1 protein-coding gene is annotated in these 15,946 nt (G+C 45.3%); it reads right to left on the bottom strand.

Going from position 1 to position 15,946, the window contains the following annotated elements:
- Positions 1–24 precede the first annotated feature (24 nt).
- Positions 25–15,936: a tandem-95 repeat protein gene (locus HHO47_RS08780; protein WP_169019953.1), complete on the bottom strand. Its 15,912-nt coding sequence runs from the start codon at positions 15,934–15,936 to the stop codon at positions 25–27.
- Positions 15,937–15,946: the final 10 nt, after the last annotated feature.

Raw genomic sequence — 15,946 nt, forward strand, 5'->3', positions numbered from 1 at the left:
TTTTTATTTTTTCTTTAATTACTCCTAAAATTGATACTGAAACCCTAGCGCCCATTCATTCACATCATTTTCTCTTAACTTATAATGGCTGTAGTTAATTGAAACATCTGTATTTTCAAGCACTGGATAAGCCAACTGACCGCCAAAGTAAGGGCGTGTATTAGTGTCATTATATGTAATTTTTTGCCCCGTAGATGAACGACTATCAATTGAATAATGATAATGGAAAGCCCCTACAAAAACCTTACTCTTAACTTGCCCTAACAGCGGGAATACATAAGCAGTTTGTATCGCAGGTCCTTGTGATAACACCGGCACGGTTTGTGATATATCCAATTGCGCGTTACTTGGATCAAGCGTATCTCCAACAAAGGTCATACTACCTTCACCTAAATTGATATAGCGTACGCCAAATTGCCAGTTAGTCGCTAAGGAATAAATTGCGCCTATTGACCAACTAATATCACTATCATCGAATTCAGTATTCGCTAATTCAACAGATTGATGAGCGGTGGTTGAGCCAGCAACGGCCGCATAACCAAGCGTGCCATCCATAGACCACTCACCAGCGAGTACAGGCTGACTGACTACCGTAGCCGTAGCCAGTAAAGCCCATGGCGTCAATTTTGATTGGCGACGTATAAAGACTAAACCAATCATTAATAACACCATTGTACTGCCTAAACTACCTGATGAGCTATTTTTAACCGTGGTGGTTGTATAAGCTTTTACGGTCACTTTTACTTCTCCTTGAGCTTCAGCACCTTTACTGTCAGCCACTGTGTACTCAATTAAATCAACACCTTCAAAACCTGCTTTGGGTTGGTAATTCAATGTGTCATCGTTATTTATAGTGACTGTTCCTTGCGTAGCTTGCGCACTTATTAAACTAAGTGCGTCACCATCTACATCGCTATCATTGGCAAGCACATCGATAACTATTTGTGTGCGATCATTGGTGCTTGCAATATCAGCAATCGTTGTTGGGGCACTATTCACTACCACACTAACATTCGCCGTACCCAAGGCTGTTCCACCTTTACCATCAGATACACTATAGTTGATTGTTGCAGTACCAATAAAATCAAGTACTGGTTGATAGCTAAGTTGATTATTAACGATTGCTACCTCACCTAAATCAACACTTGCACTAGTGAGCGTGAGTACATCATTATCTGCATCGCTATCATTACTAAGCACATCCATAACAATACTATTACCAAGTGCAATAGTTACTTGATCTGATTGGGTAACAGGCGCGCTGTTATTACTGCTCATAATACTTACGCCGCCAGGGTCAACAATTTGACCATTCGCTAAGCCATCGTCATCATTGAAACCACCATCCGTTATACGTAATTGCACACACCAGTCACCTTCTTTAAGCCCTTCTTGCCACAGTTGACTATTGGGTGAAGGGCAGTAACCTCGCTCCCCTAGCGCTGAATAGAGCTTATCGCCATTGCTGGTATTAAAGTCAATCCACTCATTATTGATAAGCTTTCTATAAATCGCTCCCGCTGGGATTGGCATTCTTTGTGGAAGCACTATGTGGTAATTATCACCTTTTTGCTCCATGTCAGTGACTATAAAGCCAAAGTAGCCACTAGAGTTATCCATACCTACATCTTCAGGTAGTTCACTTTCAAACAATTGTGCTGCGCCACTACTATTTTGTATGCTTGAGAATGCTTTTCTTAAACATGCTCCCGCATCCCCTTCAACAAGGAACTGCGCTAACTCATTTACTTGCTCAGGTAATACATTACACTCATTAATGTTATCCAAATAATCAGGTATACCATCGCGATCTTTATCTTGTAGGCCTTCAATATTATCTGGTATTAAGTCATTATCAGTATCAGCCGTTGTTAGTTTAGGTAACTGAGCTACTACTTCCACATAACTGGTCACCGTTGTTGATAAACTATCCACAGCGTCATCTGTTGCAGTTACTGCTATTTCATAAATACCAATATCGAGTTCCGCTGTAGAGAACACCAATGTATCAGGTGCATCACCTAGATCGACAATCCGTTCATCTGCAGCTTGCCAGCTATACGAAATACTATCTTCAGGATTATTATCTGTTGCCAACGCTGTAATTGTTACGAGATCGTCACTGGCTAAAACAAATGGCCGCGACTGATTGTTTTGCTCCGTTATGGTTACTAAGCTTGGTGCTATATTATTCTCTGAAATAGTCACAACATTAGAGGCTTGCGCGCCAGTATTAAGGCTATCATCAAGCGTTATAACAATTGTTTCATCCGCTTCAATCTGACTATCTGCAAAGACTCTAAAGCTGATCTCACCAACGAGGCCTTGTTCAATAACCACTTCACCACTAATTAAATCATGATCATCTGACGTTGCTGTTCCAGATACACTGTAAGGTACAGTGATAGGATAACTTGCCGCTGGTCCATTCAAATAAACCCGTGTGATATAACTTTGATCCTCAGCAATAACTTTATTTTTACCTAGTGATATTTGTGGGTGAACCATTACTTGCTGGCTTGCCATTGTGGTTGTACCACTACTGTCTGTCGCTTGCCAATACACTTGATGTACGCCTGGCGTAAATAGCATACTTTGATTGAAAGTTGCGACTGGTAACCGGTTTTGATCGCTATCAAATGCAACAGCTGTGCCTAACTTCACTCGAGTGAACAACCCTGTTGCATCAACACTCATATCAGCTGGAGGTGTAATAGTTGGTGCATCAGTTTGACTATCAATAAAGTTAATATAGGCAAACCCTGTACTCTGCGCTTGCGCTGGGTCGGCAATAATATATTCAACTTTAATAGTATCTTGAGTATTTGCGTTCAATTGATAGACAAGCTGCTGATCAACAACACTGATTGTACCCACTGATGCCCTAGCACCAATAATTGTTATTACATCACCATCAACGTCAGTGTCATTCGCTAACACATCAAGTATATAACGGCCGCTTTCTGTTCGCGCTAAGTCAAAGGTATCTTCCTCCGCGACCGGTTGATCGTTTACTGACTCAACAGTAATTAACGCAGTAGCTATAGTAGACTTTACTTTGCCATCAGTCACTAAATAGCTAAAGGTGTCGCTACCATAATAATCAGCCTGTGGCTGATAACTAAATACCGTTCCTTGCACTGTTAAGCTACCAAACTGTGGTTGAGTGACCACTTCTATAACTAAATTGTCGTTATCGCTGTCGCTCACCTGAGCACTGACACTGAGGTTATTATCTTCTTTAACGCGCATTACCATGTCATTAGCAACAGGTGGCGCGTTCACATACGTTACATCAATACTAAATGGATTAAGCGTACTGCTTAACTGCCCATCGCTTACGCTGATCAAAATATGACTATATAGACCAACATCATCTCGTGTCGGTACACCGCTTAATGTACCACTTGTGCTATCAAACGTTGCCCAACTCGGCTTGTTTGCAATCGTGAATGATAAACTAGTATTATCAATATCCGACACAATTGGCGTAAATGAGTAACCTGTATCTTGCGCAATTGATGTTGCAGGTGAACCGCTGATTGTTGGTGCATCGTTAACATTCACTACTATCAGTGTAAATGGGGTTAAACTTTGGCTTGCAACCCCATCCGTTACACGCACCGTAATGCCTGCATAACTTCCTACATCAGCATTGCTAGGTCTGCCTGACAACTCCCCTGTGGTGGTATCAAAGTTCAACCAACTTGGTTTATTTTCAATACTGAAGCTGAGATTATCATCATCATTATCTGTCGCTGTTGGTACAAAACTATATAAGTCATTTTCATTAACCGCTAAGCTTGGTATTCCACTAATCACCGGCAAATCGTTAACACTATGAATAGTTACTGACACTGTGCTTGGAGTAGAATCAAGTAGCCCATCACTCGCTATATAGCTAAACTGATCTTCACCAAAGTAATTTGCATTACCTTGATAAGTAACTTGATCACCTAAGAGAGTCGCAGTGCCATAAGTTGGTTGACTGACGATTGTATAGGTTAATGTATCACCATCAACATCACTACCGATTAAGTTCATAACGACTGGTGTGTCTTCATCAGTAACGCCGGTTTGTAGACCCACAATTGGCGCGTCATTAACTGCGGTGATAACTAACGATACCGGCGTTGTTGTTGAATCTAATAGTCCATCATTAACAACAAAACTAAAGCCATCACTACCGTTATAATTAGCGTTTGGCGTATATAACCAACTATCATTACTTTGCTGCACGAGCGAGCCATGTAATGCGCCTTCATCAAGACGATAGCTTAGAGCATCATTCTCAATATCTGAGCCTGCCAAGGTGATCAACACGCTATTATCTTCAGCAAGTATCAAGCTTTGTGGAAGACCTAACGGTGCGTCATTGACTGGGGTCACTGTCATGGTTACGCTCGCCTCGTTGGAGGTTGCGCCGTTATTGTCTTTAACAGTGTAAGTGAAGCTGTCGTTGCCGAAGTAATTGGCGTTGGCGGTGTAAATAATCGCCCCGGTAGCTGTTACTTGAGTTTGCCCATTGCTTGGTGCACTGACTACCGTCACACTGCTGGCATCTAAGCTGTCGCCGGTATCCACATCGCTGTCGTTACCCAGTACGTTGACCTCAAATGAGCCTTCTTCTTGCAGTTGCGCGGTATTATCCATGGCAACGGGGGCGTCATTCACGGCATTGATGGTCAATGTTACTGTCGCTGGCATTGAGCTGAGCCCTTCACTGTCGCTCAGGGTGTAGGTAAAGCTAAACTCGCCGTTGACATCTTGTTTAGGTGTGATTGCTAAACTGCCATCAAGGTTCACACTCACGTCCGCAAAGTTGTACATGCCAGCGCCGGTGCCTTTATTCTCAAGGCTTACGTTGGCAGCATTAAAGCCGCTGTCTTCCACGTCTGAGTCGTTGGCTAAAATAGCCAAGCTCACTGCGGTATCTTCATCGGTTGTTATTGCATCATCAGCTACAACTGGGCGGTCGTTAATCGCCCCGATATTCACGGTCACTGTGGCTGGCAGTGATACTCCACCTTCGCTATCGGTTACTGTATAGGTAAAACTATCTTGCCCTGTGACATTGCTATCTGGGGTATACACAAAGCTACCCGCGGCTTGGTCTAATACCACTTGCCCTGACGTTGGGCTGCGGACAATGGTGATATCTCCTGTGGGGGTGGCGTCTTCCACATCACGGGCTAAACTGCGTACATCGGTGGCCGCTGAGGCCGTGTCTTCATCAATACTGAGATTAACATTTTGTACCTCAGGAATATCATTCACTGGGGTAATGGTCACTGTCACTGTGGCCGCCGCTGACGTATTCAGCGCCGCATCTTTCACGGTGTAGGTAAAAGTGTCGGTACCTGTTTCATTGGCGTTCGGTGTATACGTGGCAATACCATTGGTGATACTCACCGTGCCTTTACTTGCAGGTAATACAATGGCGGCTGAGGCGGCCACTAAATCACCTTCAGCATCGGTGTCATTGGCCACTAAACTAAAGTTAACCGCGGTGTCTTCATCCGTCGTTGCATTGTCATTAACAGCAACAGGCGCATCCGCCACGGCTGCTATCGTCAGTGTCACTGTCTGCACCGCCGAGAGTGCCCCATCGCTGTCACGTACTTGGAAGGTAAAGCTGTCGCTGTGGTTTTCACTGCCATCATGTTGATAACTAAAGCTGCCGTCACCGCTCAGCGTTAAGCTACCAAATTGCGGTTGGCTCACCCCGACCGCTGTCAGTGTATTGCCAGTGTCATCATCGCTCGCATTACTCAATAAACCATTGCCCTGTGTCACCGTGAGCGTTGCGCCTTCATCAAGGTTAAAGCTAAAGTTCTGTCCAACAGGCGCATCGTTAGTGTTGGTTACCTCTAACGTGAACGGCGCTAAACTGGCACTGGCCGTACCATCGCTCACACCAAGGGTGATATTAGCGTAGCTGCCTACATCACTGTTATCCGGTGTGCCCGATAACTCACCTGTGCTGATATTAAAACTCGCCCAGCTTGGTTTGTTGCTAATGCTAAAGCTTAAACTGTCGTCATCAATATCGCTCACGCTAGGGATAAATTGATACGGGCTGTCTTCGCTGATTGTAGTACTTGGTGTACCACTGATTGTTGGTGCATCGTTAACGTTCTTAACAGTAAGATTAAAGCTACTCAATGCTGTCGTAAGCGCGCCGTCTGATGCTGCAATGATAATGTTATTATTTACACCCACATCATCATTACTCGGTGTGCCAGATAGCTGCCCTGTGTTGCTGTCAAAGTTTGCCCAGCTCGGCTTATTGCTGATGCTAAAGGTTAAGCTGTCACCATCAATGTCATTCGCTATTGGGGTAAAGCTATACAGTGCACCTTGATCAACATTTAATGCAGGAACACCACCAATCGTTGGTGCGTCATTAACGTTGATCACGGTCAAGTTAAAGGCTGGTAGGCTTACGGTATCCATACCATCGCTGACACTGATCACAATATTATTGTGTACGCCCACATCGGCGTTCGTGGCCGTGCCACTGAGTGTTCCACTGGTGCTATCAAAGTTCAACCAACTAGGCTTATTGGTAATACTAAAGGTGAGGCTGTCGCCTTCTGTATCAACGGCGGTTGGGGTGAAGCTATAGGCGGTTTTCTCACTGACCGATAAAGTCGGTGCGCCGCTGATCACTGGCACATCGTTCACGCTAGTGACATTCACGTTAATGTCTGCCGGTGCTGAATCCACCGTGCCGTCGTTAACAATAAAGCTAAAGGAGTCTGTACCAAAGAAGTGGCTATCACCTTGATACACGGCTTGTGAGCCCGTCAAAGTCACGCTGCCGTTTTGAGGTTGACTGCTTATTTGATAACTTAAAGTATCCCCTTCTATGTCGCTGCCTGCCAAGTTGATAGTTATTGCGCTGTCTTCACTAACGGACACGGTATCATTGATGGCAACCGGTGCATCATTGATGGCATTGACGGTTAAGTTTACGCTCACTGGTGCTGAGTCTAACTCGCCATCATTAGCAATAAAGCTAAAGCTGTCACTGCCATTGAAATTCGCGGTAGGCGTATAAAGCCAGCTATCTGCACTTTGTTGCACGAGGGTGCCTTGGCTCACATCACTTTCAATACGATAGGTTAAGCTGTCGTTTTCAATATCTGTGGCAAGTAAAGTGATCAATACGCTGGCGTCTTCATCGAGTGCCAAGGTTTGTGCTTGGCCGATTGGTGCGTCATTGACTGGGGTCACTGTCATGGTTACGCTCGCCTCGTTGGAGGTTGCGCCGTTATTGTCTTTAACAGTGTAAGTGAAGCTGTCGTTGCCGAAGTAATTGGCGTTGGCGGTGTAAATAATCGCCCCGGTAGCTGTTACTTGAGTTTGCCCATTGCTTGGTGCACTGACTACCGTCACACTGCTGGCATCTAAGCTGTCGCCGGTATCCACATCGCTGTCGTTACCCAGTACGTTGACCTCAAATGAGCCTTCTTCTTGCAGTTGCGCGGTATTATCCATGGCAACGGGGGCGTCATTCACGGCATTGATGGTCAATGTTACTGTCGCTGGCATTGAGCTGAGCCCTTCACTGTCGCTCAGGGTGTAGGTAAAGCTAAACTCGCCGTTGACATCTTGTTTAGGTGTGATTGCTAAACTGCCATCAAGGTTCACACTCACGTCCGCAAAGTTGTACATGCCAGCGCCGGTGCCTTTATTCTCAAGGCTTACGTTGGCAGCATTAAAGCCGCTGTCTTCCACGTCTGAGTCGTTGGCTAAAATAGCCAAGCTCACTGCGGTATCTTCATCGGTTGTTATTGCATCATCAGCTACAACTGGGCGGTCGTTAATCGCCCCGATATTCACGGTCACTGTGGCTGGCAGTGATACTCCACCTTCGCTATCGGTTACTGTATAGGTAAAACTATCTTGCCCTGTGACATTGCTATCTGGGGTATACACAAAGCTACCCGCGGCTTGGTCTAATACCACTTGCCCTGACGTTGGGCTGCGGACAATGGTGATATCTCCTGTGGGGGTGGCGTCTTCCACATCACGGGCTAAACTGCGTACATCGGTGGCCGCTGAGGCCGTGTCTTCATCAATACTGAGATTAACATTTTGTACCTCAGGAATATCATTCACTGGGGTAATGGTCACTGTCACTGTGGCCGCCGCTGACGTATTCAGCGCCGCATCTTTCACGGTGTAGGTAAAAGTGTCGGTACCTGTTTCATTGGCGTTCGGTGTATACGTGGCAATACCATTGGTGATACTCACCGTGCCTTTACTTGCAGGTAATACAATGGCGGCTGAGGCGGCCACTAAATCACCTTCAGCATCGGTGTCATTGGCCACTAAACTAAAGTTAACCGCGGTGTCTTCATCCGTCGTTGCATTGTCATTAACAGCAACAGGCGCATCCGCCACGGCTGCTATCGTCAGTGTCACTGTCTGCACCGCCGAGAGTGCCCCATCGCTGTCACGTACTTGGAAGGTAAAGCTGTCGCTGTGGTTTTCACTGCCATCATGTTGATAACTAAAGCTGCCGTCACCGCTCAGCGTTAAGCTACCAAATTGCGGTTGGCTCACCCCGACCGCTGTCAGTGTATTGCCAGTGTCATCATCGCTCGCATTACTCAATAAACCATTGCCCTGTGTCACCGTGAGCGTTGCGCCTTCATCAAGGTTAAAGCTAAAGTTCTGTCCAACAGGCGCATCGTTAGTGTTGGTTACCTCTAACGTGAACGGCGCTAAACTGGCACTGGCCGTACCATCGCTCACACCAAGGGTGATATTAGCGTAGCTGCCTACATCACTGTTATCCGGTGTGCCCGATAACTCACCTGTGCTGGTATTAAAACTCGCCCAGCTTGGTTTGTTAATGATAGTAAAGGTGTGAGTATCGCCCGTATCACTATCGGTCAGTGTCGGTGTAAAGCTATAAGCGGCATCTTCTGCTGTTGTTGTACTGGGAGTTCCACTTAATACCGGCGCTACATTATATTGCTTGGTTACTGTTGCAGTCACAGCTGAGCTTGCATTGCCTGCGGTGTCTGTAGCTATTGCTGAGAAGGTTAACGTTCCCTCAGCCAATGAGGTCACATTAATACCTGTGATTTGCAGCGTTGCTGCGCTAATAGTTGCCGTACCGCTGACTGAATTACTGCCGTCACTTACTTGATAACTAAGCGTACCAGTTCCTTCCAAACCAGACAAAGAAACACTCATTGCAGATTCATTACTGGCATTTATTACACTCTGATCAATACTCGCAGCATGCCCTGTAGGCGCTATATTGTCTAATGTAATACTAGTAGTTGCAGCCGGTGAAGTATTACCAGCCCTGTCCGTTTGCGTTGCAGATACCGTTAATATTCCGTTATTTAACGCACTAATGTCTAACTCACTGCCACTAAGAGACCAGTTACCACTGCTATTTGCGGTTATTGTACGGCTAACACCTGCAACATCTATACTAACAGTCGCACTTGCTTCTGCCCCAGAGCCGCTGATCAATACACTGTCATCTTCATTGGCATTAACTATGTCATCACCCTCAATCGGCGTGGTGATGGTCACTGCACTTGGTGCTACAGTATCTAAAATCACTGAGCTGTTGGCTGCACTTGACGTATTGCCGGCCGCATCACTTTGTGTGGCGCTGACGGTGAGCGTGCCGTTATTAAAGCTGCTGACATCAAACTCGTTACCACTGATAGTCCATGCTCCTGAGCCATCAGCCGTCACAGTACGTGATTGGTTATTCGCGCCATCGCTGATAGTCACACTCACGCTGGCATTGGCTTCTGCACCAGAGCCAGTGATCAATACATCCGCATATTCTGCGGCATTAACGCGGCCATCGCCTTCAATCGGCGTAGTGATAGTCACTGCACTTGGTGCTGCGTTATCTAAAATCACCGAGGCACTGGCTGCACTTGACGTATTACCCGCCGTATCACTTTGTGTGGCGCTGACGGTGAGCGTGCCGTTATTAAAACTGCTCACATCAAACTCACTACCACTGATAGTCCATGCACCAGAGCCACCAGCCGTCACACTGCGCGATAAACTATTTGCGCCATCGCTGATAGTCACATTAACCACAGCACCAGAATCAGCACCGCTGCCTTGAATAAGCACATGCGCATCTTCTACAGCATTGATCCGACCATCTACTTCAATGGGCGTGGTAATACTCGGAGCACTCACATTAGTGTCAATCGTTATTGTAGTACTCGTACCATTGGTGATATTACCAGCAGAGTCTGTCGCACGTGCCATAATGGCATGCGAGCCACTCGTCATAGCTGAGCCTACGGTAATACTCCACACCCCACCACTAGCAACAGTACTACCTATTGAGCCATCAATACTTGAAATCAGCGTTATGGTGTCATCAGTAGTACCGGTTCCCGTAAAGGTCGGTGTGGTATCGTTTGTAATATTATCTGTGTTAGAAGCACCGCTATCACTTGCTGCTGACAGATCTGGCATACTCGGTGCGATCGGCGCAGCAGTGTCTATTGTTACGGTCAACGCACCTGAACTACTACTAACATTATTACTACTATCCGTCGCTTTAGCTGAAATAGCATGGTCTAATCCGGCGCTTAAAGTGTCAGTGGTAATTTGCCAATTGCCATCGGTCGCTACGCCTGAACCAATTACAGTTGCTCCAGCGCCAACTTGGTCGCTGTAAAGCCTAACCGTTGAACCACTCTCAGCAGTACCACTTAACGTTGGTGATGTATCACTGGTGATATTATCTGTACTTGATGGACCACTGTCCGAAGCCGCATCTAAATCAGGTGTGGACGGTGCATTAGGTGCAACATCGTCTGTTACAGTTATTGTAAAAGACTTTTGGAATGTGGTTGTATTATCATTGGTTTGCAAACAAACTATGTAACTGCCTGCACTTAACGCAGCCTGAGTTTGCAAAATAGAACCATTTACTTGAAAACTACCATTATTAGTATCCGCGCTACAAGTGCCTGTTACACTCGCTCCAGTGCTAACTAAACCATAACTATGACTATCACTAGTGTCTACATCTGTGGTTGATAATCCACCAATATTGGCTCCAGGACCCGTCGATGATTGATTCACCGTAGTTGTAGACAAGCTCATATCCGTTGGGGCATCATTTAGCCCAGTAATGTTCACTACAGCTTGATTTGTACCCGTACTGTTTGCTACCCCATCATTAAAAACATAATCCAAAGTCACTGTGGATGATGGTGATTCTGAACTATTTTGATAGGTAATGCTTTGCAGCACTGAGTCAACAATGGCAGAGGTCGCATTCGCATTAAAGGTCAGTACTAACGTACCTGCTGAGTTGGTGGTTACCGTTCCGACCGTGGTCGAATTATAAGTAAATGTATTACCCTCAATTAGCACCCCCAATAAGTTATTGTTCGCAAAGACATCTTGCGTACTTGCTCCACCGTTTCGACTAATGGTTAAGCTGGCATTATTATAATTACCTATCGCGCCATTAAGAGCATCGAGCTCAGTATCAGCAATCGTCACATCAGAGTCGATAACAATTGCCGAGCCATTTTCAGTAAAGGTCGTACCGCCATTCAAGCTACTAAATACGGGAGCGCTATTTGGCTCAACAAAAGTGATAACAGTATCGCTCCCACTGTCAGCCACACTAAAAGCTAAATTTGCAGCAGGGGAGTTACTTAACGCAAGTGTAAGCTCTGAAATGTTAAAATCGGTGGCATCTGTATCAACTTCTAATGTACTAGTACCATTAAATCGCACATTGGCACTTGAAAGCCCTGTCACACCTGTAATAGTTAAGCTATCACCTACGGCTAGATCAGTGATTGTATCCCCTGATAATTGTGCCACACTACCAACAAAATTATCGTTACCGGCATTGCCCGTCATCGAATCAGTACCACCGCCAGGGCGGATGGTATCTGCGCCGCTACCACCAACAAGTGTATCATCACCATTAAAATTGCTGGCTGTAATAGTCAATATGTCACTAGCAAAGGCTGAAGCATTTATTGATAAGGCCGCTGTAATTGCGCCGCCACTAGCATTTGACACTGATACTGCTTGACCATTGGCATTAAAGTTGTCAGTCAAGGTTATCGTAGCATTATTGTCAGTTCCTATTGCCACTTCCTCAACAGCAGACACTGAGGTACTGGTGAAATCAAACACCCCACCATCCATAAGTTTCAGTGTTTCAGTCCCCGCACTACCCGTTATAGCAGTGCTAAAATTACCAAGATTAGCCGCATCAATAGCCACTGTTGCACCGCTACCTAACGAAAGAGTGCCTATATTTAAAAATCCACCGCCACTAATGTCTGCACCATCAGTTACTTGTACTTGGTCGGCAACACTATTTTCACCAATTAGCGTACCCGTGTATGCACTGCCACCAATAGCAAAAGTGATTGCGTCGGTTGACGAACCAGCCGTTACATTAGTAGTCCCTGTTGATACGGTGATCGTTCGGGTATTTGTACTGTCATCAGCTACATCGTAGCTTTCAATGCCAGTTAAAGTTGTAAAATCACCATCACCGGTGATAGTAATCGTTTCTGAGCCTGGTGCTGTTATGGTGCTGGTAAAGTTGCCATGCTGACTGGCCGTCATCGACACTGATGCGCCCGATGCAAGTGTTAAATTAGCCACATTACTGATGGTTGCACTACTAATATTTGCGCCATTACTCATCAATAACGTATCTGCAACACTATTTTCGCCAGTAATTGTGCCTGTATAAGCTAACGTACCAATATCAAACGTAATAGCATCAGTTGCGGAGCTCGCTGTTACTGAGTGCCCTGCATTACTAATAGCAATCGTTCGAGCGTTGCTGCTATCATCCGCTATTGTATAGTTTTCAATTGCAGAAACTGTTGCGAAATTACCGTCACCTAAAATAGTCAGTGTTTCTGTACCACTGCCAGATACCGTACCTGAAAACAACGCTAGCTGTGATGCAGCAATACTTGCTGAACCGCCACTGGCTACAGCCAAGTTTTCAAAACCGCTAATAGTGGCGTCAGAAATACTGCCACTACTGCCAATAGATAGCGTATCAGTACCCGTATTGCCTGCTAAAACACCCGTTGCAGCAAACGATCCCACATTAAGAGAATCATCTCCTGTACTGCCCGTAAAATTTTGTCCCACAGCGCCAAGGGTGAACGTATTTGCCGCAGCAAGCACATACGTTTCAATCGTACTGTTACCTACTAGCCCATCCGTTGCTGAACTAATGGTTATTGTTTCACTACCCGGAGCAGTAAACGTTGAAAAATTATCGTGCTGCGCTTCGGTCATCGTTACACTCGCACCACTGGCAAGCGTTAATGATTCAAAGGCAGAAAGTGTTGCACCGCTAAGATCAGCCCCAGCGCCGGCCTGTAATATATCGGTGCCTGCAGCACCATTGAGTGCTCCAGTAACTGCAAAGGCATTAATATTAACGGTGTCATCTGCGCTGCTACTAGTTACATTTTGCGCTGCGTTGCCAAGAGTAAAGGTCATTGCTGCGCCAAGCACATAGGTTTCAATATCTGCATCGCCAGTGAGTGTTTGATCGCCATTAGCGCTGGCAATGGTAAACTGATTTATTCCATTACCATTTATGGTGGTGAAACTCTCGTGCTGTGTTTCACTTAATGTCAATGAGCCATTGTTATACGGTGTGAGGGTTTCAAAACCGGTCAACGATGCAAAACCGGTAAGGTCAGCACCATCAATAACATTGATAGTGTCTGTTCCACCGCCACCATCGGCCGTTGATCCCGCAATATGTAATGCATTACTAATTGTTAGCGTTTCATTGTCATTACTAAACGTTATTGCTGGGCTTAAATTTATGCCGTTTAAGGTACTAAATCCAGCAGCGGCAGAACTCGCTGAAGTAATATTTGCAACCGAAATTGTCGCTGTACGACTCACGCTATTTACAGTGCCATCATTAATAACAACTGACACTGTACGCGCTGTGGTATTCGGTGTTGCACTGGTATTGCTATACGTTATTGCTTGTAAAAAGGTCGTCACTTGTGCAACGGTTGCAGATGCACCCGTTATCGAAATTGTATCTTGCAGAGTAATGTCTGAGGCACCTGATATACCACCAAGTGCATTTTGTGCAGCCGCTGAAACACTAAGCCCTTCTGAGCCGCCATCTTGATCGTTTGTTAATGCAACGGTTATTGTTGTTATTGTATCGCCATCCGCCTCTGTTACAACAGCATTCGATGCGATATTTACACCTCCGCCAGCTTCTGAGAATGAAGCGCTGCTGTTATCACTACCTGAGCTTGAGTCAAGATCCACAACAGGTGCTGTATTAGCAGTAGAGAAATTAAATGTGGTATCGTCACTTATTCCAGCAAAACTGTTACCCGCACTATCGTCTACTGCTGTAGCATCAACTCTAATCGCATAACTACGGTTACCTATCAAGTTGCTAGTGGGGTTGAGATAAATTTTATCATTTGTGATACCAACACGCCCAGCGCCCGGCGTTGTCGTAGTACCATCACTTTCTGATGCTATATTGAACACCTCAAAATCGCTGCTATCTGTCACATTACGAATCGTAATATTACCCGACCCTAACGCGATGTTTTTACTAAAATCAATCGCAATATTATTGCTTGCAGTTACGTTACTGTCGTTATCATTTGGCGTTGAACTTGCACCGTCAAATGTGGGAGCCGTTGTGTCGATGGTAAATGAAGTAATGGTTATCGGTGTATTAGAATTACCTGCCGCATCGGTAACTGTAATCGTACAATCACTGTATGTGCCTGCAGCCAATGCTGAACTATTATCCGTATTTGTAAGGGTAATAACCTGATTACCCGTACTATTAATAGCCGTTGAAGTTGAAGTACCACAACTACCGCCGACTGAAAATGTCCCTGTTTCTGTTGAGCTAAATGTATAACTCGGCGTAGTAGAGTTTGTTGGGGTTGTAACCGCAGTTACCTCTGCTACCATAGGCGCCGTAGTGTCTACCGTAAAACTAGTGATGTTTAAAGCACTACTTGCGTTGCTTGCAGCATCAGTCACGGTTATTGTACAGTTAGCATAAGTGCCATCGGCCAACGCCGTACTATTGTCTGTCTGCGTTAGTGTAATTGTTTGATTACCAGTACCACTGATCGTTGTTGAAGTAGAAGTACCACAGCTTCCCCCCATAGACAGAGTGCCTGCTTCGTCAGTGCTAAAAACATAGTTTGGGGTATTGTCACTTGTTGGTGTGGTAACCGCTGTAATTTCAGCTAACGTTGGCGCGGTAGAATCAGAGATTGTTGGGTCATCAACAACCATATTTAAAACTGCTATTTCTTGAAAATCAGCAGAACCATCGACGCCACCGCTACCATTACTCACAGTCGCCCAACTTACTACTATTTTATCTAAGTTACTCCAATCGACATCATTTGACTCCCAAGTCCCAGCCCCTTGCGTAAACACTTCAGCTTCGCCTGCGCCAAATGTACTCCAGGTCAATTCATCACTTGCAACAGCAACTCCTCCTCTGTAGCCAGTAACAGTAAAACTATTGTTATTTAAATCATTACCATCAATCCTTCGGCCTAAATTCATTGACTTAATAGCAAAAAAGTTTGTCGCTGTTAATTGCAACCCACCAGTGGAGTTATTAAATGCGATTCCGTCTACGGTACTGTAAGGAAGCATAGCAGCATTACTCGCCATTACTTTCTCATCAGTATATTCATTACTTCCTTGTAACCCTGTTCCCCAATCAATTGTAAAATCTGTACTTGTTGATAAACCGACTGTTGCTGTGTGATTATCTACTGCACCGCCAGTATTAACAGACGTATAATCTATCGTACTTTGCGCCCACGAGTTTGCTGATACAGCAAGAGCAACTGACACGCCAAGCAAATGTAAAGATTGAGTTATTTTGTTTAATTGCATAGCGTGCACG

The sequence above is a fragment of the Pseudoalteromonas arctica genome (assembly GCF_012927645.1).
GTDB lineage: Bacteria > Pseudomonadota > Gammaproteobacteria > Enterobacterales > Alteromonadaceae > Pseudoalteromonas > Pseudoalteromonas arctica_A.